General features: G+C 64.8%; 17 protein-coding genes. 13 read left to right on the forward strand and 4 right to left on the reverse strand.

Going from position 1 to position 24,148, the window contains the following annotated elements; all coding sequences use genetic code 11:
• Positions 1-32 precede the first annotated feature (32 nt).
• Positions 33-371, reverse strand: coding sequence for a BON domain-containing protein (locus P0D71_RS20775; protein WP_091808029.1), 339 nt, complete (start codon positions 369-371; stop codon positions 33-35).
• Between the two features lie 499 nt (positions 372-870).
• Here P0D71_RS20775 and P0D71_RS20780 point away from each other — a divergent pair, with 499 nt between their 5' ends.
• The 13 genes from P0D71_RS20780 to P0D71_RS20840 all read left to right on the forward strand — a co-directional run bounded on the left by P0D71_RS20780 (position 871) and on the right by P0D71_RS20840 (position 18,517).
• Positions 871-2,352 (forward strand): RNA polymerase factor sigma-54, encoded by a 1,482-nt coding sequence (locus tag P0D71_RS20780; protein WP_408481851.1) that lies wholly within the window; start codon positions 871-873, stop codon positions 2,350-2,352.
• A 134-nt stretch (positions 2,353-2,486) separates the two neighbouring features.
• Positions 2,487-3,665, forward strand: coding sequence for a pyridoxal phosphate-dependent aminotransferase (locus P0D71_RS20785; RefSeq protein WP_408481853.1), 1,179 nt, complete (start codon positions 2,487-2,489; stop codon positions 3,663-3,665).
• A gap of 187 nt (positions 3,666-3,852) precedes the next feature.
• Positions 3,853-5,652 carry a S10 family peptidase gene (locus P0D71_RS20790; RefSeq protein WP_408481855.1) on the forward strand — a complete coding sequence of 600 codons (1,800 nt, stop codon included), beginning with the start codon at positions 3,853-3,855 and terminating at the stop codon, positions 5,650-5,652.
• Positions 5,653-5,833: 181 nt separating this feature from the next.
• Positions 5,834-6,580 carry a FadR/GntR family transcriptional regulator gene (locus P0D71_RS20795; protein ID WP_408481856.1) on the forward strand — a complete coding sequence of 249 codons (747 nt, stop codon included), beginning with the start codon at positions 5,834-5,836 and terminating at the stop codon, positions 6,578-6,580.
• 261 nt (positions 6,581-6,841) lie between these two features.
• A complete protein-coding gene (locus P0D71_RS20800; RefSeq protein WP_408481857.1) occupies positions 6,842-7,585 on the forward strand; it encodes a (Fe-S)-binding protein in 744 nt (247 codons plus the stop codon).
• Positions 7,582-8,976: a lactate utilization protein B gene (locus P0D71_RS20805; protein WP_408481859.1), complete on the forward strand. Its 1,395-nt coding sequence runs from the start codon at positions 7,582-7,584 to the stop codon at positions 8,974-8,976. The genes P0D71_RS20800 and P0D71_RS20805 overlap by 4 nt, the downstream gene beginning before the upstream one ends.
• Complete coding sequence (locus tag P0D71_RS20810; protein WP_408186397.1) at positions 8,963-9,550, forward strand: LutC/YkgG family protein; 588 nt, start codon at positions 8,963-8,965, stop codon at positions 9,548-9,550. The genes P0D71_RS20805 and P0D71_RS20810 overlap by 14 nt, the downstream gene beginning before the upstream one ends.
• Positions 9,551-9,624: 74 nt before the next feature.
• The gene (locus P0D71_RS20815; protein ID WP_408481861.1) at positions 9,625-10,509 is read left to right on the forward strand and encodes a LysR family transcriptional regulator; all 885 of its coding nucleotides are present in this window, start codon (positions 9,625-9,627) and stop codon (positions 10,507-10,509) included.
• A gap of 155 nt (positions 10,510-10,664) precedes the next feature.
• Entirely contained in the window at positions 10,665-11,678 is a 1,014-nt protein-coding gene (locus P0D71_RS20820; RefSeq protein WP_408481862.1) for a succinylglutamate desuccinylase/aspartoacylase family protein, read from the forward strand.
• 58 nt (positions 11,679-11,736) lie between these two features.
• Complete coding sequence (locus P0D71_RS20825) at positions 11,737-13,152, forward strand: MFS transporter (protein WP_408481864.1); 1,416 nt, start codon at positions 11,737-11,739, stop codon at positions 13,150-13,152.
• Positions 13,153-13,338: 186 nt separating this feature from the next.
• Entirely contained in the window at positions 13,339-14,226 is an 888-nt protein-coding gene (locus P0D71_RS20830) for an MBL fold metallo-hydrolase (RefSeq protein ID WP_408481865.1), read from the forward strand.
• 83 nt (positions 14,227-14,309) lie between these two features.
• Entirely contained in the window at positions 14,310-16,256 is a 1,947-nt protein-coding gene (locus P0D71_RS20835; RefSeq protein WP_408481866.1) for a VRR-NUC domain-containing protein, read from the forward strand.
• On the forward strand, positions 16,253-18,517 hold the full coding sequence (locus tag P0D71_RS20840) for an ATP-dependent DNA helicase (RefSeq protein WP_408481867.1): 2,265 nt from the start codon (positions 16,253-16,255) through the stop codon (positions 18,515-18,517). The genes P0D71_RS20835 and P0D71_RS20840 overlap by 4 nt, the downstream gene beginning before the upstream one ends.
• Positions 18,518-18,808: 291 nt before the next feature.
• On the opposite strand, the gene P0D71_RS20845 is transcribed toward P0D71_RS20840, so the two are convergent.
• From P0D71_RS20845 to P0D71_RS20855, 3 genes are all read right to left on the reverse strand, one after another.
• Entirely contained in the window at positions 18,809-21,463 is a 2,655-nt protein-coding gene (locus P0D71_RS20845; RefSeq protein ID WP_408481868.1) for a mechanosensitive ion channel family protein, read from the reverse strand.
• Positions 21,464-21,724: 261 nt separating this feature from the next.
• Positions 21,725-22,078 (reverse strand): NIPSNAP family protein, encoded by a 354-nt coding sequence (locus P0D71_RS20850; protein WP_408481870.1) that lies wholly within the window; start codon positions 22,076-22,078, stop codon positions 21,725-21,727.
• Positions 22,079-22,240: 162 nt separating this feature from the next.
• Positions 22,241-24,034 (reverse strand): MFS transporter, encoded by a 1,794-nt coding sequence (locus tag P0D71_RS20855; RefSeq protein ID WP_408481871.1) that lies wholly within the window; start codon positions 24,032-24,034, stop codon positions 22,241-22,243.
• Positions 24,035-24,148: the final 114 nt, after the last annotated feature.

The following is a 24,148-nucleotide window of genomic DNA, read 5'->3' on the forward strand; positions in this document are numbered from 1 at the left end:
AAGCCAGCGCTTCCCGTGCAGATCGTTCGCTCTTACTCAGCGGCGATCTTCAGATGGTTCTTGACGCTCGATACACCCTTCACGGCCTTGACGACTTCCTCGGCTGCCGCCTTGTCGTCAGACGAAGGCACCGAACCCGTGAGCCACACCACGCCCTTGCGCGTCTTCACGTGAATGTGTGTCGACTTGACGTTCTTCGCGGCCAGCAGGTCAGCCTTGGCCTTGGTGGTGATGGTGCCGTCGTCGACATGTTCGCCGATGGTTTCGGACGAAGCCGACGGAGCCGACGCGCTGGTCTGCGCCGTAGCGTTCAGTGCGAATGCGATACAAGCAATGCTACCTGCGGTCTTCAGAAATTGGATTGTCTTCATGGTTTCTCCTTCGGGTGTTGATGAAAATTGCGGTCTTGTTGCCTGCGGTCGATCGCGGCCGAAACCGCCGATGACACGCGTGGGGTCGTTGCCGCTACGGTTCCGTCAGGGCCCGTTATCGACACTGGGCGACAGTCTGTGCATGCGAATTCGCTGCTGCGTTCGCGTGCACAGACCGTCGTCCGTCCACATAGTGCTCATTCGCAAGCGTTGTGCCCGGCAGCCTGAGCGAAGGCGGGCAGTGAAGGAAATCCGTTATGGCACGCGGCTTTAGGCTGAAGAATAGAGCGCAATTAAGGGCTGGAGCGGCCTTGAACGCGCTGCGCAAGCAGGAACCGGAATTTGCCGGGGGCTTGTAAAAATGGCGTCCGGCCGCCTGCGCAATTGGCGGGCCTGAAAATGCAAAGCGTTGAAAAAACAGGATGTTGCGCGAGCTGGTACGACAGTTGCTCTAAGGAGGCTACTGACCATTTTCGGCTATTAACGGGACCTCACTACAATGCCTTCAATTGAACTACGCACAAGGCAGTCTCTCGCACTCACGCCGCGTCTTCAGCAATCGGTGCGTCTGTTGCAGTTGTCGTCTCTGGAATTCCAGCAGGAGTTGCGCACGGCGCTCGACACGAACCCGTTCCTCGAATACGACTCGTCGGATACCGAAGACGTTGCGCTCGCCACGACCGCGTCAGGCGAAGACTCGGGCGCGCTGCCTGCCACGGACACCGTAGCCAGCGCCGAGCCCGATTCGCTGTCGTCCGAGTCAGGTGGCAACGACACGCTGGAAAGCGCGGGCCAGGACGACATGCCTGGCGACTTTTCCGGCGATTACAGCAGCCGCAGTTCGACGCGTCAGAACGGCGATTCAGACAGCAGCGATCCGGCCGAGTGGGCCCGTTCCCAGCCGACCTTGCGCGAACAGTTGCACGACTCGCTGCGCCTCTATCGGCTCGATGACCGTGACCGCGCGGTGGCCCGTTTCATTATCGAGGCGCTCGACGACGACGGCTATTTGCGCCAGGAACTCTCCGATCTCGCCGACAGCGTCGATCTCGAACCTGAATTGACCGAAGACGAGTTGCTGGTAGCGCTGCGTCTCGTGCAATCGCTCGACCGTCCCGGCCTCGGCGCCCGCACGCTGTCGGAATGCCTGTCGCTGCAGGTGAATGCGTTGCCGGCCGATACGCCGGGGCGCGAAGTGGCTCGGCAAATCGTCGAGCATCATCTGGAACGGCTCGCTCGCCGCGAACAGGCTGAACTGCAGAAGCAGATCGGCTGCAGCGCGGAAGAACTGCGCATTGCCTGCGCTCTGGTGCGCAAGCTCGATCCGAAGCCGGGCAACTCCTACGGCCGCACCGAAGACAACTACGTGGTGCCGGATGTGATCGTGCGCCAGGTGCGCAACAAATGGGTCGTGGCGATCAATCCGGCCGTGCAGCCGCGCGCGCGGATCCATCGCATGTACGCAGAGCTGTTCGCGCAATCGGCCGGTGCAAGCCGCTCGCCGCTCGCACAGCAACTGCAGGAAGCGCGCTGGCTGATCCGTAACGCGCAACAACGTTTCGATACGATTCAACGCGTGGCGGAATGCATCGTCGCGCATCAGAAGGCCTTCTTCCAGTACGGCGAAATCGCACTCAAGCCCATGGTTTTGCGCGATGTCGCCGATGAACTCGGACTGCACGAATCCACCATCTCGCGGGCCACGGGCAACAAATATATGGCCACGCCGCGCGGCATTTTCGAGTTCAAGCATTTCTTCCCTCGCGAACTCGGCACCGAAAGCGGTGGCACCTGTTCCGCCGCCGCCGTGCGTGCGTTGCTCAAGGAAATGATCGCCGCGGAAAACACCCGTGATCCGCTTTCGGATGTGACGCTCGCCAAGATGCTCGCGGATCAGGGCGTGCTGGTCGCGCGCCGCACAGTGGCCAAATACCGGCATCTGATGAAGGTGCCTCCGGCGGAATTGCGCCGCCAGGTTTGAGCGCCACGCCCCGCCGTAAGGGGTTGGGTTGAAGCGCCACGCGAGGCCAAGGCTTCGCGTGGCGTTTTTTCGTATCTGGACGTTTCATGCGTGCCCCTTTACATTGGCGAGTCCATGGGCAACGGGGCAGGGTAATGAAGTACTCGAATCTGGTCGAGCGTTTGCAGGGCAGGCGCACGTCCGCGTGGGAAATTCACCGGGTCGCACAACAGGCGGCGGCCAATGGTGAGGACGTTATCGTCCTGAGCGTTGGCGACCCGGATTTCGCGACGCCGGCGCCGATCGTCGAGCGCGCGGTCGAGGCCTTGCGCGGCGGCGATACGCACTACAGCGCTGTATCCGGACGTGAACCGGTGCGCGCGGCGATTGCCGAAGAACACGCGCGCATAACCGGCTGCGCCGTGAGCGCCGCCAATGTGATCCTGACCGCGGGTGCGCAGAACGGCGTGTTCGCGGCATCGCTGTGCCTGCTGGAAGCGGGCGACGAGGTGATCGTCCCCGAGCCCATGTATCTGACCTACGAGGCCTGCGTGCGCGCGGCCGGCGCCACGCTCGTCACGGTGCCGGTCGATCGGGCGCGGGCATTTCATGTCGATTGCGACGCGCTCGAGGCGGCCGTCACGTCGCGCACCAAAGCCATCTTCTTCGCCACGCCGTGCAATCCGACCGGCGTGGTGATGCCGCGCGCCGATCTCGAACGGATCGCGCGGCTCGCGTGCCGGCATGATCTGTGGGTGCTGTCCGACGAGGTCTACGCCGAGCTGACTTTCGAGCGGGAACACGTGAGTATTGCGGCGCTGCCCGGCATGGCCGAGCGCACCGTGACGCTCGGCAGTCTGTCGAAATCGCATGCCATGGCCGGCTGGCGCGTAGGCTGGGCGATCGGGCCGGCGGAACTGATCGAGCATATGGGGCGGCTCGCCCTCGCCATGCTGTATGGCTTGCCCGGATTCATCCAGCAGGCGGCGTTGACGGCCTTGCAGAACAAAGCGCGGATCGCCGCCGAGATGCGGGAGATTTATCGCCGCCGGCGCGACGTGGTGTTCGAGCGCTTACAGCGCGTGCCGGGTTTGCGCTGCGTGTTGCCCGAAGCCGGCATGTTCATGATGGTCGACGTGAGCGGCACCGGCCTCGATACGGTCGACTTCACCTGGCAGCTGTTTCACGCGCAAGGCGTGTCGGTGCTCGACGCGAGCGCCTTCGGAGAGACCGCGAATGGTTTCGTGCGGCTGGGCTTCGTTGTCGACGAAGCGTGCTTGATCGATGCCTGCGAGCGGATTGCCGCTTTCGTCCGCACATTGCCGGTCCGTTGAGCCTTTCTACAGCGTTTCGGTTGCTTTTCGAATCACGTAACGAAGCGATGCGTCTTGGGAGGAATGGGTGTCCTCGGCAGTTTTCGATTGACGCCGCCAAAGGCCGCGTCAAAAATCGAGCGCCGACTTCGTCTTAAGCTAGGACATTCCGGACGCCGGCGCATATCGACTCACTGTCGGGAACCCCATGGGCCTTCGCTTCACCCTCTCGTTACGCCGATCCCTCATGGCAGGGTCGATGGCGGCCGCTCTCGTGGCGATGGCGCTCGTGCTCGTCATGCTCGCCGCATTCAGCACGGTGTGTGCGGCGGCTGAACCGGACGCATCACCGGATGCGGCCGCGAGCGCGGAAACCGCGGCGTCCGCGCCAGGCGCACAGGACTCGCCGAACTCGCCGCGCGTTGTGAGCGGCAAGCCGAAACAACGCGGCGAGCCGAACGCCCAACCGGTCGGCGATTCGCATGCGGGCGCGGTGCGCGCCACTCGCCAGCCACGCGCGATTGAAACGACTCAGAGCGACGTGTCGGCCAGTACGGCGCAGCGCAATGCGAAAGCGGAGTCGGCGCCGATTCCCGTGCCGCCGGAAACCGCGTCGGTGACGCAGCATTCCATCCGGCTCGACGGCCGCAAGATCGACTACACGGCCACCGCCGGCAATCTGCTACTGCGCGACAAGACCGGACAGGCCAACGCGAGCGTGTTCTATGTCGCCTACACCGTCGCCAGCAAAACACCGGCAACGCGGCCGGTCACGTTTCTCTTCAACGGCGGACCGGGCGCCGGCAGCGTATTTCTGATGATCGGCTCGTTCGGGCCGAAGCGCGCGCGTACCGCGAGTCCCGCCATCACGCCACCCGCGCCGTACACGCTCGCCGACAATCCCGACAGCCTGCTCGACACCACCGACCTGGTATTTATCGATGCGGTCGGCGCCGGTCTGTCGAGGGTGGTCGGCCACGGCACGGGCAAAGACTTCTGGGGCGTGGATAAAGACCTGGACGCGTTTTCGCAATTCATCGACCGATACCTGACGGTAAACCAGCGCTGGAATTCGCCGAAATATCTGCTCGGCGAATCGTATGGCACCGCGCGCGCCGCGATGCTGGCGTATCAGTTGGGGCAGGACAATATCGCGCTCAATGGCGTGATCCTGATGTCGTCCGTGCTCGATTCCGCCGCATTCTCGGCGGGCGCCGACTTCAGGAGCGAAAGCTATCTGCCGAGCTTCGCGGCCATTGCGTGGTATCACGACAAGATCGTGCCGAAGCCGGCCAGTCTGCCGGCCTTTCTCGACGAAGCCCGTACGTTCGCGCGCGGGCCGTATGCGCAAGCGCTCGCGCAAGGCGACGCGCTGCCCGACGCCGAGCGCGATGCGATCGCCGCGCGTGTCGCGCAGTTCACGGGGCTCGACGCCGCCTATGTGAAGCGTAGCCGCCTGCGTCTTTATCCGTCGCGTTATCGCACAGAACTGCTGCGCGACGAGGCGCGCAGCGTCGGCCGGTACGACGCGCGCTTCGAAGGAATCGACTTCGACAGCGTGTCCGAGCGTCCCGATTACGATGCTTCGGTGAGCAGCGTGTCGAGTGCCTTCGACGCGGCCCTGCACCAGCATTTCGCTCAGGACCTGCACTTTACGCCGGCCGACCGTTACCGCGTCTTCAACGACGAAGCGCTGACGCAATGGGACTGGAAGCATCGCGAATGGTGGGGTGAACATTTGCCGGTGCCCTATGCGGCGGGCGATCTGGCCGAAGCGATGCGGCAAAATCCCCAGTTGCGTGTGATGTCGCTGAACGGCTATTTCGATCTGGCCACACCGTTTTACGCAACCGAATACGCGCTCGCGCATCTGGGCGTGGACGGGCCGCTGCGCGCCAACGTGCGAATCGCCTACTATCCGACCGGCCACATGATCTACCTCGACGACGCGGCGTTGCATACGCTCAAACGTGATCTGGCGAGTTTCTATGCGGCGGGAGCGCGCTGAGTTTCGCGGCAACCCTCGGGACGCGGCCGGCGCGTCTTTCGCCCGCGATTGGCCTGCGCCGTTGAACGGTATAATCCGTTCGACGCCGCGCGGTGCTTCAATCCTTGCATCGAACCGCGCCCAGGCGGTTGTCCACCGCCTGAAAATCCGCCTGATCAACCGGCTTCACTCATCGCTGCCTATGCCATTCCTCCCGATCCAGTCCTTCACGCGCAAACGTCTGTCCGACGTGGTGTCCGACCAGATCAAGCAACTGATTTCGGACGGCACGCTAATGCCCGGCGACCGGCTGCCGGCCGAACGCGACCTCGCCACGCAGCTCGGCGTGTCGCGACCTTCGTTGCGGGAAGCGCTGATCAGGCTGGAAGCGGACGGCTACATCGAAACCTCGGGGCGGGGCGGTTTTACGGTGGTCGACGTGACGGCGCCGATCATCTCCAAGCCGCTTGCCGAGTTGCTGCTGCAAAATCCGCGAACCAGTGCCGATATTCTGGAGCTGCGCCAGGGGCTCGAATCGATTTCGACGGTGTATGCCGCGCAACGCGCCACGGCCGCCGACCTGAAAAAGATCAGCGCGGCGTTCGAGGCATTGAAGGCCGGCTCGCTGTCGCAGGACCGTGTGAACCTTGCCGAACTCGACGCCGCGTTTCACCTCGCGATTGCCGACTCCACGCACAACATCGCGCTCGCGCACGTGATGCACGGCATCCATACGCTGATTCGCGAGGGCATGCGCCAATACCATCGGCTGATCGATTACGACGATGCGATGGAAAAACAGTTGATGAGCCAGCACCAGGCCATCTACGACGCCGTCATGTCGCGCGACGCGCAGAAGGCCCGCAAGGCGGCTGAGCGTCATCTGGCCTATGTGCGCGAGATGTACAAGGAAGACGCGGCCAAGCCTTCGTCGAGTACGATTGCGTGATTGCCTGAGTGCCTGAATGCCCCGCGCGGCGAGCCCGACCGGGCCGCAGCGTGCGCCTCCTTTGTCCTGCGATTGACACCCTCGGTCAACTTCCTTATATTCTTGGTCAGACCAACCATACCAGTCTTACAAAAGCGCCGTAATCTCCGCTGGTCGGCCTCCTTGCCGCGCAAACTGTCGCGACGACTTACTCGTGCGCCGCCACGATTCCGCAGTAGAGTAGATAACTCGCCGGCTGCCGCTTTTCTTTTCAATGAGCTTATGAAAGTCGCCCTGTTTATCCCCTGCTTCATCGACGCGTTTTATCCCGAAGTGGGGATCGCCACGCTCGAACTGCTCGAACGTTTCGGTATCGAGGTCGACTATCCGCAGGAGCAGACCTGCTGCGGCCAGCCGATGGCCAATAGCGGCGCGCATGCCGAGGCAGCCGGCGCCGAGCGTGTGTTCGCGCGCAACTTCGCCGGCTACGACTACATCGTCGGGCCGTCGGCGAGCTGCATTCATCACGTGCGCGAGCATCTAACGGCGCTAGAGCAGACCGACGAAGTGAAAAAGGTCCGCGCGAACGCCTACGAACTCGTCGAGTTTCTGCACGACGTGGTCGGCGCACGTGAATTTCCGTGGGCCGAGTTTCCGCATCGCGTGGGTCTGCACAATAGCTGCAGCGCCTTGCGGCATCTGAAGGAAGCATCGATTTCGGAAGTGGCGGGCACGCTGTTTTCGAAGCCGCGCACCCTGCTCGAAGGCGTGAAGGGCATCGAGTTCGTCAAGCCGGCGCGGCCCGACGAATGCTGCGGTTTCGGCGGCACGTTCTCCGTCACGGAAGAGCCGGTGTCGGTACGTATGGGACAGGACAAGGTGCGCGATCATCTGAACGCGGGCGCCGAGTACATCGTCTCGGGCGACATGTCGTGCCTGATGCACCAGCAGGGCTGCGCGGAACGCATGAAAGCCGACGCGCGCTTCATTCATATCGCGCAGGTCCTCAACGGAGCACGCGCATGAGCAACCGGATCGATCACGCGAAAGCGGCGGGCGCTTTCATCAGCAAGACAGAGCACGTTGCGTTTCACGACAAACGCCTGTGGGATTTGCGCGAGAAGCGCGATGCGCAGGCGCACGGCATTGCCGAGTGGGAGACGATGCGCGAACTGGCATCGGGTATCAAGGAACACACGCTCTCCAATCTGTCCACGTATCTCGAACAGTTCGCGGCGGCCGCCGAGGCGAACGGCGTAACAGTGCATTGGGCCTCTACCGCAGAAGAGCACAACGCGCTCGTGCACCGGATCATGTCGGAGCGTGGCATGACCACGCTCGTTAAAAGCAAGTCGATGCTCACCGACGAATGCAAGATGCGCGAGTACCTGGAGCCGCGCGGCATCACGGTGATGGAAACGGATCTGGGCGAACGGATCCAGCAGCTCGATCATCAGGATCCGAGCCATATGGTGGTGCCGGCGGTCCACAAATTGCGCGCCGACGTGGCCGAGCTGTTCGGCCGCACCATCGGCACCGATCCGAAGAACAGCGATATCCACTATCTCGCCGAAAGCCAGCGGATGAACACGCGGCCGTACTTCGTGCGCGAGAAAACGGCCGGCATGACCGGCTGCAATTTCGCGGTGGCGGAGACCGGCACGGTGGTGGTGTGCACGAACGAAGGCAATGCGGACCTCTCTGCAAACGTGCCGCCGTTGCATATCGCGTCGATCGGTATCGAGAAGCTGATTCCGAAGGTGTCGGACCTCGGCGTGTTTGTCCGCATGCTGTCGCGCAGCGCGCTCGGCTCGCCGATCACGCAGTACACATCGCATTTCCGCGCGCCGCGTCCGGGCACGGAGATGCATTTCATCCTCGTCGATCACGGCCGCTCGGAGCGGCTCGCGATGGAAGACTTCTGGTATTCGCTCAAATGCATTCGCTGCGGCGCCTGCATGAATACGTGTCCGGTTTACCGGCGCAGCGGCGGGCTGTCGTATGGCGGCACGTACTCTGGGCCGATCGGCGCGATCATCAATCCGACCTTCGATCTGAAGCGTTACAGCGCCTTGCCGTTCGCCTCGACGCTCAATGGCAGTTGCACCAACGTGTGCCCGGTGAAGATCAATATTCACGAGCAGATCTACAAATGGCGCACGGTGATCGCCGAGCATCACGAAGTGCCGTTCGTGAAGCAGGAAGTGTTGAAGATGGCAGGGCGGCTGCTCGCGAGTCCGACCTTGTATCGCGCGACGGTGTCGTCGATGAGCAGCGCGCTGCGGCGCTTGCCGAATTTCGTGTTGTACAACCCGCTCAATATCTGGGGCAAGCAACGCGAGTTGCCGGAGGCGCCGAAGCTGACCTTCCACGCCTGGTACAAGAAGAATCGTGGAACTGACCATGACAACGCGTGACGCTTTTCTGGCAAAGGTGCGGCAGGCGCAGCCGGCGGCGCGGCCGCGGCCCGACGTGCCGCTGTTCAACCCCGTGGGTGGCGATCTGCGCGCGCGCTTTACGGCGGCGCTGCAGGCCATGGGCGGCGTGTGCGTCGACGGCACGACGGCGAGCGACGTGGGCGGCCTGATTCGCGAGCGGTTCGGTGCCGAGGCATCCATCGCCTCGGCAACCCAGGAAGTGCAGGGCACGCGCACGCTCACCGCCGACACGGAACCTGCTTCGCTGCAGGACATCGACGTCGGCGTGGTGCGGGCTCGCTTCGGCGTCGCCGAAACCGGCTCGGTATGGTTTAGCGAACGCGAGTATGTGGTCAACGCGCTCGGCTACATCGTGCAGCATCTGGTCGTGCTGCTCGACCCGGCGCAACTGCTCGACGGCTTGCAGGACGTATACCGGCGCGATGATTTCCGCGCTGCCCGTTATGCGGCGCTCGTCACCGGACCTTCGGCGACGGCGGATATCGAAGGCGTGCTGATTCGCGGCGCGCAAGGCGTGCGTTCGTTGACGGTGGTGTGGCTGGCGGCGGAGTAAAAACGCCAACGCCGCGGCGTGATCGAATGGCACAATGCCGGCATCCCATTCGATAAGCCACCCATTCTGCTGACATGGAACTCCGGCATCTCCGATACTTCGTCGCCGTTGCCGAGCACGCGAGCGTGCGCGGCGCATCCGAGCAGCTCCACGTCACCCAGCCGGCGATTTCCCGGCAAATCCAGGATCTCGAAGAAACGTTGGGTGTCGCGCTGTTCGAGCGCACGCCGCGCGGCCTGAAGCTGACGCTGGCAGGCGAAGCCTATCTGCGTGAAGCGCGCGGCATTCTGCAGCAGGTCGAGTCGGCGGCGCGTGTCGCGCAACGAATCGCGGCGGGCGTGTCCGGACACGTGCGGATCGGCTTCGTTGAAAACGCGGTTTGGGGCGGGCTTGTGCCGAACGCGCTGCAAGCGTTCCAGCAGGCGGCGCCGCAAGTCGGCATCGAACTCACGCCGATGAACACGCCGGAGCAACTGGACGCGATCACTCAGGGCACGCTCGACGGCGGTTTCGTCTATCACTTCGGCGCGTTGCCCGAGCAGATCACCAGTTTGCCGTTGCTCGAAAACGGCGTGGTGCTGGCGGCGCCGGCCGCGTGGTCGTTCGGCCGCCGCAAGTCGGTGCGCGCGGCGCAGCTGGCCGGCAAACCCTTCATCACGTTTCCACGGCATGTTTATCCCGCTTACTACGACCGCTTGATTGGCGCATGCGAGCGCGCCGGTTTGACGCTCGACGTCGTGCAGGAAGTTTCGACGGAAGCCGCGATTCTCTCGCTGGTGTCCGCCGGCGTGGGCGCGGCGATCGTCAACTCGGCCAATCGCGACCGGCCGCCGGCGCTGGTGCAATTCCTCAACCTGGCCGATCTGTCGATCGCGCTGCCGCTGCATTTCGCGTGTCACGAGCAGCACCGCAATCCCGCGCTCGCGCAATTCATCGCCTTGCTCAAGGCGCAACGGTAACGTCCGGACGCGCCGTACCCCGATGCCTTTAAAGCATCGGCTTCCCTAAAAATCGGCATTGGCGCTGGTTTTTTGCCTCGACGATATTGATTGCATGGCCTCGCGCCGTCGTCCAACGACGGTATTCCGGCTTACTTTCTTATCGGGAGACAACCATGCCGTCCACACCATCGCTGATTTCCACCGACATCGACTACGAACGCCCCGGCCTGCAGAACGGCACGTTACGCGTGCCGTATTCGCACGACCGCTCCGCATACGGCCACATTCCGGTGCCGATTACCGTGCTCAACGGCGGTGACGGTCCCACGGTGCTGCTGACGGGCGGCAATCACGGCGATGAATACGAAGGTCCCGTCGCACTGATGAAGCTGGTTCAGCGCATGCCGTCGATGACGGTCAAGGGCCGCCTGATCGTCGTGCCGGCGCTGAATTTCCCGGCGTTCATCAACGGCTCGCGCACCTCGCCGATCGATCGCGGCAATCTGAACCGCGTTTTTCCGGGCGCACGCAACGGCAACCTCACCGAGATGATCGCGCATTATGCGGATACCGAACTATTTCCGCGTGCCGACGTGGTGATCGATCTGCACGCGGGCGGTGCTTCGTTCGATCATCTGCCGGCGTTGCTCGCGGCGCCGCCCGGGGACCCGTCGCGTCGCGCCGAATACCGCCGGCTCGTCCAGGCATTCGCCGCGCCGCACACCATGCTCATGGATCTGCTCGGCGAGGACCGCACGTATGGCGCGGCCGTCGAGCGGCACGGCAAGCTGTTCCTGTGCGGTGAATTCGGTGGCTATGCGGCCTGTAATGCCGATGGCGTAGCGATCGTCGAGGATGGTTTGCGGCGCGTGCTGCACACGCTCGGTGTCACGCCTGACGATAATCCTCCCGCGCCGCGACACGACACGCGCTGGTTGAAAGTGGATGGCGCGCGGCACTATGTGTTCGCCTCGCGGGCGGGCGTGGCCGAACCCGTGTTCGCGCTCGGCGACCGGGTCGAGAAGGACCAGTTGGCCGCGCGGGTATTCGATCCGTATGCGCCGTGGAGCGCACCACAGGAACTCCGCTTTGCCGGCAACGGCGTGGTGGTATGCAAGCGTTCGTTTGCGCGCGTCGAAGCGGGCGACTGTCTCGCCGTGCTGGCTGCGGATGCGCATTGGCAGTGACGCGCTTCGTCGAAGGGAAGCAAGCCATTTCTTCGCAGTGCCCAGCCGGAGATTCGCCATGAATGCAGTCACCACCGTGTCCGATTCGAACGACGCCGACACGCGTCGTGGGCACACTTACGTTGTCGTTCTGTTCTTTGTCTGCTTTGCGTTTTCGTATCTCGACCGCCAGATCGTGAGCATTCTCGTGCAACCGATCAAGGAAACGCTGGCGCTCACCGATACGCAAATCGGCTTGCTGCAAGGGTTTTCGTTCACTCTGTGTTACGCGACGGCGGGCGTGTTCATTGCGCGGCTGATCGACCGTTCCAATCGCGTGCGTCTGATCGCGGTTTGCGTGGCGATCTGGGCCGTCTCCACCGCGTTGTGCGGTTTCGCGCACAACTTTGCCGAACTGCTGGCCGCGCGTGCGGGGACGGCGATTGCGGAAGCGGGCTTGAGTCCGGCGGCGCTGTCGATTTTCAGCGATCTGTATCCGCCGCGCAAAGTCACGCGGGCAAGCAGCGTGTTCATGCTGGGACCGTATATCGGCGGAGGCGTGGCCTTGTTCGGCGGCGGCATGCTGCTCGGTGCGCTCGAACATGGCGCGGGCGCCGCGTGGCTCGCGGGTATCGGTTTAAACGGTTGGCAGGCCGTGTTCGTCGCGGTCGGCTTGCCGGGGCTGGCACTGGCGGCAATCGTCGCGTTATCGGTGCGGGAACCACAACGGCGCGGCTTGTCCTCCACGCTTCATACAACAGCCGAAGGGTCGGCCACGCACGACGTCGTTTCGACTGCAAAGGCTTCTGCGCAAGTCTTCGCGGACAAAGCCGCTCACGACAGTACGCCGCCGCTGAAAGACGTGCTGCGCGAACTGTTCGTGAAGAACCGCTTCTGCTTGCCGTACTTCGGCGCGTATGTCGCGCTGATCACGCTGTTCTACTCGCATGCGGCATGGTTTCCGACGCTGCTGATCCGTCATTTTCATCTGACGCCGCGTGCCGTCGGACAGATGGCGGCGCCGGCCTACATGTTCGGCGGCATCCTCGGGGTGGTGAGTGCGGGTTTGCTCGCCGGCCGCGTCAGCGATGCCGCGGCGGTGCGCAAAGTGCTGGCGTTGTCCGGGTTGGCGGCTGCGTTGCTGGTGCCGGCCGCTATTGCGATGCCGCTCGTTGGCGACGCGCACGTCGCCGTGGTGCTGTATGGCGCGTGCGCGTTCGCGGCGAGTGTGGCGATGGCGTTGGCGCCTGTGCCGATCCAGATCGCGATTCCGAATCGCATGCGCGGACGCTCGATCGCGTTGCTGGTGTTTCTGACCAATGCGATCAGTGGCGGGCTGGGACCGTTCGCGGTCGGCTTCATCAACGAGCGGCTTGGCGGGCACAGCGCGGGTTTGGGTGTGGCACTGGCTTGCGTGGGCGGCATGGCGGCCGCGTTCAGCGCGCTGCTGTACGGCGCGGCGGCACGCCGCACGCCGGCGAGAACGTTCTCGTGACGTTGTTTTCATGGCGATGCCTGCAAAGCATCGCGATGCGCAGAAAACGGCATTGGCCGGCATGCGCTAGATTTGCGATAGTGAAGCCATTGGCCGCTGCAGCGCCACGTAACCGCTACTTAAGCGCTACGTAAGCGCTACATAAGCGCTCAGGTTGCTGCCGCCGCACTTTCACGGAGTCACACCATGCCGACCGAGGTTCTTACGCACCGCGTAGGGGATGCACGCATTACCCGCGTCAGCGAAACCTGTTTTCCGTTAGCGCCGGCGGTGCTTTATCCAGACTGGGCATCCTCCGCGGCGGAAGAATTGAGCCGGCGTGTGTCGGCGGAGAGTCTCGACCTCGAACGCAACGAGGTGAAACTGAGCGTGCACACCTGGGTCGTGCAGATGGACGGCCTGACCGTGCTGATCGACACCGGTATCGGCAATTTCAAGGAGCGGCCGTTCAGCAAGCTGTTTCATCGACTGAACAACCCGTATCTGGAGCGCCTCGTCGAGGTGGGCGTCTTGCCGGCGGAGGTGGACGAGGTGCTGCTCACGCATTTGCATGCGGACCACGTGGGCTGGAATACGCAGTGGATCGACGGCCGGTGGCAGCCGACCTTCCCGAATGCGACATACGTGTTCCCGCAAGCGGAGCAGGATTTCTTCGCGACTCCAGCGGGGGATAGCCGCCGCATGGTTTTCGAGGACAGCGTCGTGCCGGTGATCGAATCCGGGCAGGCCGCGACGATTCCCGCCGAGGGCGGCGCGTGGCGCGAGGGCATTGTGTTTCATCCGACGCCCGGGCATAGCGCCGGTCATATGTCGATTTCGATCCGCTCGCGCGGCGAGGAAGCGATCTTCACCGGCGATGTGATGCACAACCCCGTCCAGGTCTACCGTCCCGAATGGAACTCGACGTTCTGCCTCGATGCGGCGCCGGCGCGAAACTCGCGGCACTGGCTGCTCAACTATGCGGCCGATCACGATGCGACGCTCTTCACCGCGCATTTTCCGCAGACATCGGCGGGGCGCGTGAGAAGGGGCAGGGACGGATTCGAATGGCAGTACGTTCACGCCGCATCCTGACGTTGTATTGAGCCAATCTGGACGGCGCCTTCACGGATTTTGCTATCATCACTGTATAAACATACAGGTTTCGTGAAAGTCCCGTGGCAACACCTGCCTCTCCCTACGCTCTCTACTATCTGCTGAACTTCGAGCGCGCCCTCGCCTGGCTCGCGCAGCGCTACGACGACCTGTTCGACGCGCAGGAGCACGCGTTTCTGCGTGAGTTCGCCGCGTTGCCGCAGACTTCGCGCGCGCTGCTGGTTCGCATGCTGATGCGTAAAGGCACGCTGTTCCGCGCGAGCCGCCTGTCTTACGAAGAGATCGGTTGCCCATTGCAGGCAGCGGCGCCGATCGCCGCGCTCGGCTGGGTCGACACCGAGCCGGGCCTGACGCTCGACGATCTGTTCGCGCTCACCACGCGTGCCGGGCTAATGGAAGTTTTCGCGGACACCATTGCGTTGATTCCCGGCGCGAGGAGCTTGCGCAAACCGGAATTGCTGGAAACCCTGCGCCCGTTTTACCGTGGCGAGCGCGACGAGGAAAGCGCCGCGGCGCGCCCGCTCTCCGCTTGGCACGCTCAAGCTGCGGATTGCGTGCTTCACGTTGCAATCGCGCCGCTTTGCGAGCGTCTGCGTCTGATGTTCTTCGGCAATTTGCAGCAGGAGTGGTCGGAGTTCGTGCTGGCCGACCTCGGTGTGTTCCAGTACGAGAAGGTGGCGTTCGCGCCTTCGTCGCGTGCGTTCCAGCAGCGCGCGGACGTCGACGTCTATCTCGCCTTGCACGCGTGCCGCGAAGCGCTCGAATGCCTGCCGGGCGGCGACGCGGATGCAGCCGTTATCGAAGAACTCGTCGCGGCCGTCGGCGAAATCGAAACCTCGAATCCCTGGCTTGAAACGCGGCGCGCGAAACTGCTGTTCCGCATTGGCCACCTGTGCGAGCGTCGGCAGAACTGGACGGCCGCGCTCGCCGTTTATGAGCGTTGCGGCTGGCCGGGCGCACGCCATCGGCGCATGCGCGTGCTCGAACGCAGCGAGCGTTTCGACGATGCCTACGCGTTGCTCTCGCAAGCCGCCCAGGCACCCGAGAGCGAAGAGGAAGCGCAACGCATTGCGCGCATGCTGCCGCGTTTGCAGCGCAAGCGCGGCGTGCCGGTTGCGCGCACGAGTGCGGCGCGTCCGGTCGAGCGCGGCACGCTGGTGCTGCCGCAGCCCGCGGCGCCAATGGCGGTCGAATATGTCGTCCGCGATCATTTGACGTGCGAGGCCGCGCCGGTCCACTACGTCGAGAACGCCCTGATCAATTCGCTGTTCGGGTTGCTGTGTTGGGAGCCGGTCTTTGCGGCGCTGCCTGGCGCGTTCTTTCATCCGTTCCAGCGCGGTCCGGCCGATCTGCACGCGCCGGATTTCCATGCGCGCCGCGCGGAACAGTTCGCCGCGTGTCTCGCGCAACTCGACAGCGGCGTTTATCGCGAGACGATCTGGCGGCATCTGCACAGCAAGGCGGGGCTGCAATCGCCGTTCGTGTTCTGGGGGCTGCTCTCGCCGGAACTCGTCGCGCTGGCGCTCGATTGTCTGCCCGCCGCGCATCTGAAACTGTGGTTCGAGCGCTTGCTGGGAGATATTCGCGGCAATCGTTCCGGGTTGCCTGATCTGATCCGCTTCTGGCCGGACGAGCGACGCTACGAGTTGATCGAAGTAAAGGGCCCCGGCGACCGCTTGCAGGACAACCAGATCCGCTGGCTCGCGTACTGCGCGCAGCACGGCATGCCGGTGCGCGTGCTCGACGTGCGCTGGGCCGATGAAGTCGTCGCAGTACAGACTGACGCGGCTGCAGGCACTGCGGGGGTGGCCGCAGAGGTCGCGGCCGAGGTCAATCGCGAGGCTGCCACGGAGATCGCCACCGGAGTTTCCACTGCGGTCACCGCCGAGATCACCGTCGCAATGGCCGCCGCGGTCTCCACCGAGGCCACCGCCGAAATCACCGGCAACGCCAGCACCACCGTCAACGTCGAAGCCAGCCGCCACACCAAAACCGAGGCCGCCGCATGACGTACGTCGTCGCCGTGCGGGCAATGTGCGAGTTCACCGCGAGGCGCGGCGATCTGGACCTGCGCTTTACACCGGCGCCGACCTCGCTCGAAGGAATGGCGGGCCACGTGACGGTTGCCGGGCGGCGCGCAAGTGGCTACGAAACCGAAATCACGCTGACCGCTACGCATCGCGGCCTGACCGTGCGCGGTCGCGCGGACGGCTACGACCCGGCGGCGAACCGGCTGGAAGAGATCAAGACGCATCGCGGCGACCTCGAACGCATGCCCGCCAATCACCGCACCCTGCATTGGGCGCAGGCGCTCGTCTACGGTCATTTGCTTTGCCGCGCGCGCGGGCTCGCCGGGCTGACGGTGGCGCTGGTGTACTTCGACATCGGCACTCAGAAGGAGGTGCTGCTGACGCAAACGCATACCGCGCGCGATCTGGAGATTTTCTTCGTCGAGCAATGCGAGCGTTTTCTCGATTGGGTCGTGCAGGAAGAGGCGCATCGGGCCGCACGCAATGCCGCGCTCAATGCGTTGCAGTTTCCACACGGGCAGTTTCGCAGCGGCCAGCGCGAGCTGGCGGTGTCGGTTTATCGCTCGGCACGCGACGGCAAGCCTTTGATGGCGCAGGCGCCCACCGGCATCGGCAAGACGCTTGCAACGATCTTTCCGCTACTCAAGGCGTGTGCGTCGGACCAGATCGACCGGGTGTTTTTTCTGACCGCCAAGACGCCAGGCCGCGCGCTCGCGCTGGACGCGATCGAAACGCTCCATCGCGGCGCCGGGCACTTGCCGTTGAGAACCCTCGAACTCGTCGCGCGCGACAAGGCCTGCGAGCATCCCGACAAAGCCTGCAACGGCGATTCGTGTCCGCTCGCGCGCGGCTTCTACGACCGGCTCGACGCAGCCCGCAGCACGGCGCTGGCAGGCTTGCGCCTCACGCGCGCGGCGGTGCGCGATGCGGCACTCGCGCACGAAATCTGTCCGTACTATCTGGCGCAGGAACTCGCGCGCTGGGCCGACGTGGTGGTCGGCGACTACAACTACTACTACGACAGCAGCGCCATGCTGTACGCGCTCACGCAGATCAACCAGTGGCGCGTGGGCGTGCTGGTGGACGAGGCGCACAATCTGCTCGACCGTGCCCGCCGCATGTACACCGCGTCGCTCGATCAGGCGGCATTCCGGCTCGCGCGCAAAACCGCGCCGGCCACATTGCGCAAGCCGCTTGAACGGCTGCAGCGTGAGTGGAGCGCCGTCAAGCGCGCGCAGAGTGCGAGCTATCAGGTCTACACGGAAGTCCCTGGCAAACTGCTCTCCGCCGCGCAAAATCTGATCGGCGCCGTCACGGATCAACTGGCGGAAGCGCCGCTTTCCATCGACGAAGCAGCGCTGCGGTTTTTCTTCGACACCATGCATTTCGTCGCGCTCGCCGAGCAGTTCGGCGAGCATTCGATTTTCGACATCACGCTCGCCACGGATCGTTATGCGCCGCGCGACAAGAGCAGTGCCACGCTTTGCGTGCGCAACGTGATCCCGGCGCCGTTTCTCGCGCCGCGCTACGCGGCCGCGCGCAGTACGGTGATGTTCTCCGGCACGCTCAATCCGCATCATTTTTATCGCGACACGCTGGGGCTGCCCGAAGCGACCCAATGGCTCGATGTCGAAGGGCCGTTTCGCGCGGAGCAGTTGCAGGTGCGCGTGGCCGGCAACGTGTCGACGCGCTGGCGCGACCGCGAGCGCTCACTCATCCCGATCGTCGATCTGATTGCGAAGCAATATGCGGCGCAGCCGGGCAATTATCTGGGCTTTCTGAGCAGCTTCGAGTATTTGCAGCGCGTGGTCGCGTTGATGCGCGAGCGGCATCCCGGCTTGCCGGTGTGGGCGCAGGAACCCGGCATGGACGAAGCGGCGCGCGACGCATTTCTGGCGCGCTTTCGGACCATGAACGAAGGCGTGGGCTTCGCGGTGCTTGGCGGCGCGTTTTCGGAAGGCGTCGATCTGGTCGGGGAGCAGTTGATCGGCGCGTTCATCGCCACCCTCGGTTTGCCGCAGATGAACGAGATCAACGAGCAGATGCGCCGCACGATGGAAGCGAAGTTCGGCAACGGATACGACTACATGTATCTGTACCCCGGGTTGCAGAAGGTGGTGCAGGCGGCCGGGCGCGTGATTCGCACGGAGCAGGACCAGGGCGTGGTGCATCTGATCGACGACCGGTATCGGCGGCCTGAAGTGAAGCGGTTGCTGCCGCGCTGGTGGGACGTGCAATAGCGCCCGAGATGGCAGTTTTTTGGGTGCGCCTTTTTGCCTCCTGGCAATCGGCCTGCGTAGCGCCGCCGGCGCCGTGGCGGCATGGCGTCACGATTCACGCTTGTGGCAGCAACGATGTGGCGTGGGGACTGTGATGCATCGGCGCCGGTCGAACTTAACGGTCGGCTCACCGCAGCGCCCCTCGAACTCAACGGCCGGCTCACCGCACCGCTGATACCCGGCGCTTCGCTACACCGCTGATACCCGGCCCTTCGCTACGTGCCTACGAAGCCGCCGGCCACGGCCTCCACTTCACTCATGCGGAGAGCTTGAACCAGGATTGGCTGGCGTCCCTGGGCCGCCGGCCGGCTTAGGGTCGACGGGCAACTGGTCCTCCACCGGCGCGTCGGCTTGCTGGGCCGCGGCCGAAGACGGCGCGTCGGCGCGCGGTTCGTCCCTGGCGACTTCGCTGCGTGCCGTGTCGAGCGTTTCGTCAGCGTCGATCTTCGCCGGCACGCTTTCCGGATCCCACGTCAACAGATTGCGCTGCGGGTTCGCGATCGCGATGCCGCGTTCGCGGAACTGGTCGAGAATGCGGCGGTTGAATTCGCGCTGCACGCCCCAGCGCGCGCTGTCGCGGCACTGAATCTGGCCGGCTAGCGTAATGGCCGAGCCGTCCAGCGCATCGACGCCCCAGAAGCTGAAGTCCGACAGGATGCCGTCCTTGAAATTGTCGTCCTCGCGCAAGGCGGCGCCGATTTCCTTCAGCGTGCCAATGGCGAGATCCACATCCTGGCCGAACACGATATTGACCTTCACCGCGGCGTTGCCGATACCCCGGTTGGTGTTGTTCACCGTCGACACCGAACTGAACGGCACGGTGTAGAGCGAGCCGTCGCCGCCGCGCAGCCGCACCGTGCGGATCGACAGATATTCGACGGTGCCCGACACGCCCGCGAGCGTGACCCAGTCGCCCACCTGCATCGCGTTTTCCATCAACAGGAAAATGCCCGTGATGAAATCCTGCACCAGCTTCTGCGAGCCGAATCCGAGCGCCACGCCGAAGATGCTGGCGCCCGCCAGCAGCGGCCCGATATTCACGCCGAGTTCGCTCAGGCCGGTGAGCACCACCACCAGCGCGATGGCGCAGAAGAGCGCGCTGCGCAGCATCGGCAGCAGGGTGCGCAAGCGTGCGGCGCGCACGAGATCGCCGCTCGTGGTCCAGCGGTCCAGCCGCTGTTCGACCGACACGTTCACGCTTTCCCACACCAACAGCGCGACGACGGCCGCCACGCCGATCGTGATAATCGCCGACGCGAGCCGGTGCCCGATCGTGCCGGCGCGAAACAGTTCGCCCACGTGCACGCCCCATACCTGCAACAGCGCAAGCGCGGTCACGATGCCGATGATCCACGCCACCAGGCGGCGCACCAGCGGGTAATAGCGATACGCATGCTGATGCACGAGCGACCTGGCCGTGTCGTCCTGCACATGGAAGAGCCGGGCCAGCGCGCCGAACAGCACGATCGACACGACCCGCGCGCCCACCAGCACCGCGAGCGAAATGCCGCCGAGATGGAGCAGCGTCTGATAGCCGTTCTGCACGTCGAGCGCCCAGATGAACCACAGCGCCATCACGACGAATACCGCGAACCAGGCCCAGACTTCGGCGAAGACGTTGCCGGCCATCTCCAGCGATTTGCGTGCGGCAACGCCCTTGCGGATCAGTTCGCCGACCGGCGCCGCGCATTGCAGCAGCAGGATCGAGACCATGATGTGGCCGGCGAGCGCGACCACTTTCATCAGCGCGAGATGCGCCGCGTCGTTCAGACCGAGCGACACGGCAATCTCCGCGATTGCCGAACCGGCGCCCACCACGCTGACGATCCGCACGATCCAGCGCTGCACGAAGTCGGCCCACGCATCACTCATACGCAGCAGGCGCAGACGCGGCGCGGCCGGTTGCAGGAAGAACCCGCCGACGATCACGATCACGCGGCACAGCACGTAGATATCGATCAACGAATCGAGCGCGCGGTCTTGCGGCGAGCCGTCATCGGCGAAGATCGACATCAGCGCGCTTGCCGCGCTGACGAACACCACGAGCGGCAACAGCCGCAGCGCCAGAGTGAGGAGCGCGCGCGGCAGGCGTTGCAGCAGCGTCCAGTGATGTTTGGCGTTCTGCTTGCCTTTGGCTTCCGTGAGCTTGCCGTTGGCCGCGGTGGCCGCGGATGTGCCAGCCGGCACGGCGGCCGCTTTCGCTTGCGCTGCCGTCACCGGCGAGGGCGGCGAAACGGGCAGCGGCGGCGCGGCGTTCGGCGCGTCGGCGGGTTGGGGCGCAACGTCCACCGGCAGGTCGGCTTGCGGAGCGTCGTCTGCGTCGCCCAGTTCACGGCGCGCCGCCAGCGCCTTGTAAGCGCGGCGCAACAGGCGGCGCGCGAGCCATTCGAGTCCGAGCGCGGGGATCAGCGCGGCCAGCAGCGACCAGGCGACCTGGCCCAGGACGGCGCGTGCGTGCGGGTTGGTCGATTGCCACTGCCACCAGGCGCGCACCGAGGCGACATCGAGCAGCGCGCCGACCGAACTGCGTACCGACGTGCCGAAGCGGACGGCCCAATGCGCGCCCTGACGTGCCAGTTGCGAGGCAAGTCCGTTCGACTTGAATGCCGCCGGCACGAGGGCGGCGGCGCCGCTTGCCGCAGCGGGTGCCGACGCGGCCGTAGGTGCCGAAGCGGGCGGCGCGCTCAACGCGCCGGCGGCGGCGATCGCCTGCAACGTATCGGCAACCTGCGCGCGGCGCTTGGGGTCATTGAGGACGGCGAGCGCCTGACGAGCCTGTTCGGGCGTCAGCGTCACCCCAGGACTGGACGCTGACGAGGCGGGTGCGGCGGAGGCTGCCGCGGCAAAGACCGGTGAAGCGCCGAGCGTGAGAAGAACGAAAAACCAGGCTTGGAGTAGTTTGCGCATAAGGTGAAAGCGGGGGACGGATGCGGATGGCTGTGCCGATATCGACGGATGGGATCGGCTGCGTGACCAAGAACCGACATGGGTCCGGTCTCACAAGTTCCTCGGACAGCCGTCGCATAGGATGCAGGAAATTCCGAAAGGCCGTCGCGATGGCACCTTGGGCTAGCAAAAAACCGGCCTGTCAGGCAGCGCCGACCTCCTGCATCCCGGCCGCGGTGCTCGGGCATTCCCCCCTCGCCGTAAAGCGCTGCGTGATTGCAATCACGCAGCGTCAACTGCCGCCGTGTAGACCGGCGGCACGCCCAAGGTGCCCGCCACGACTTCCGTGAAAGTCCGCTCTTCGCGCAGGATAAAGCGCTTCGTTTGGGCCAGCCTGAAATTATCGCGTGCCTCGGAATCGGCGCGCAATCTCGCCCGATATGCTTCGTAGGCCGCGAGGCTCTCGAATGCGATCAAGCCCCATGCAATGTCGTTGGTGCCTTCGTGCGGCAGGAAGTAGCCGACCAGATGGCCGCCGCAACGCGGAATAATGCGGCCCCAGTTGCGGGCGTATTCGTCGAAGGCATCGCGCTGGAAGGGATCGATCTGATAGCGGATGAAGCAGGTTATCGCCATGTGCAAGCTCCCGGTTGGTCGAGGATCGTGGTTTGAAGCACCATGACCGCAGTATGGAGGGCGCCGTGCGGCGATGTTTCAGTGCGGGCTGAACTATGGATGGCTGGCCGTGCGTGTGCCGTGTGTGTGCCTTGTATGCGCCCTGAATCAGGCGCTGCGCCTCTAAAGCCGTCGTTGCGGGCTGATCGTCAAAGCCGCCAGCGCCGCGCCGGCCAGCGCGCACAACGCCGACACCAGTGCCACCGCGCGTAATGCCGCGCCGAGCGCGTCTGCCTGGGCACGAGCCAGATCCGGTTGAACTCGTGCCGATTCCTGCTGGCTCTGGGCCGCATCGCGAGCGGCTTCGGCTTGCTTCTGTGTCCCTGCTGCCCGTGCCCCGTCCGACTTTCCGTCCGGCGTACCGTCCCCAGCGGCCGGCGACGCAGCGTCCGCACCTATCCCCACTCGCGCCAGGCTCGTTGCCGCGCGCGCCGCCTGCGGCACATGCAGTGCGTCGAGTTGCGCCTCGAGCGCCGCATCGTGCGACCACACGAACACGATGCCCAGCACCGCGATCGCCAGCAGGCTCGCCACCCGCGCCACCGCGTTGTTGATGCCCGACGCCACGCCCGTGCGCGCGGCGGACACCGAGGTCATCACCGTTGTCGTGAGCGGCGCTACGGTGATGGTCATGCCGAGTCCAAGCACGGCCAGCCCGGGAAGAAAGCCGCGCCAGTACTCGCCGCGCACCCACGGCAACGCGAGCATCGCGAAGCCGGCCGCGGCGACGGCCGGTCCCGTGCTCAGCAACGCCCGCGCGCCAAAGCGGCTCGTCAGGCCGCCGGTAAACCGCGACAGCAAGCCAATGGTCACCGGCACTGGCAACAACGCCGCGCCCGCCTGGGTCGCGCTGTAACCATAGGCGCGGATCAGCGTGAACGGCAGGAAGAACAGCGCGCCGCCCAACCCGAAGTAGACCAGCAGCGTGACGAGATTGGCGCCGACGAAGTCGCGCGAACGAAACACGTCGAGCGGCACCATCGGATTGCGGCTTCTCGCTTCGAGCGCGACGAAAGCGATCAGCACCAGCAGGCCGCCGAGTATCGACGCCAGCACCCAGCGGTCGCCAAAGCCGCGCGCCGAAGCGAGGGTCAGGCCGTAGGTCAAGGCGGCGAGCCCGGCGGTGGCCGTAGCCGCGCCCGGCCAGTCGAGCCGGGCCGATACGTGTTCGGCGCGGCTGGAGGCGGGGTGGGAGAGGGAGGCGGCATCGGCGGACGCGCGTACGGGCGGATCTTCATCGTCTTGCCGGCTGTTCGGCACGGCGATGACCGCCAGCGCGACGGTCGCGCAGGCAATCGGCACGTTCAGGAAGAAAATGGCCCGCCACGAAAACGCATCCACGAGCCAGCCGCCCGCCACCGGTCCGAGCGCCGAGGTGATGGCGCCGACGCCGGCCCAGGTGCCGATCGCCTGGCCGCGCGCCTTGTCGTCGAACACCGCGCCGATGATGGCGAGGCTGCTCGGCACCAGCAGCGCCGCGCCCATGCCTTGCACGGCGCGCGCGGCGATCAGGGCGGCGGCGCTTGGCGCGAGGCCGCAGCCGATCGACGCCAGCGTGAAGAGGCCGATTCCCGCGATGAACACGGTGCGCCGTCCGAGCTTGTCGCCGAGCGAACCGCCCACCAGCACCAGCGCGCCGAGAAACAGCAGATAGGCGTCCACGACCCACTGGATCGCCGCCACGCTGGCGTGCAGTTCGCTCTGGATGGACGGCAACGCGACATTGACCACGGAACCGTCGATGAAGGCCATGCTCGAGCCGAGAATGGTCGCGGCCAGCGCGAGTTTTTTCCGCCGGCAAGGGTGGACGAGACTAAGCGCTTGTGTGCGGATGACGAGCGCATCGCACGGGCTGGCCTGAGCCGGCAGGACGGACGAGGTTCGGCGCTCGAGCGCCGGTGCGTGCTGGTCGGCCAAGTTCGCTCCCGGATGGATGAACGGCCTTCAGCATAGCAATGCCGGCGTGTCGGCGAAAGGAGCGGAGGCTGCCGCGCGATTTCACGCCGATCGGGTCATGGCGCGCGGCGAGGC

Origin of the sequence: Paraburkholderia sp. RL17-383-BIF-A, from assembly GCF_046028015.1 — a bacterium.
In the GTDB taxonomy this organism is placed as follows: Bacteria; Pseudomonadota; Gammaproteobacteria; order Burkholderiales; family Burkholderiaceae; genus Paraburkholderia.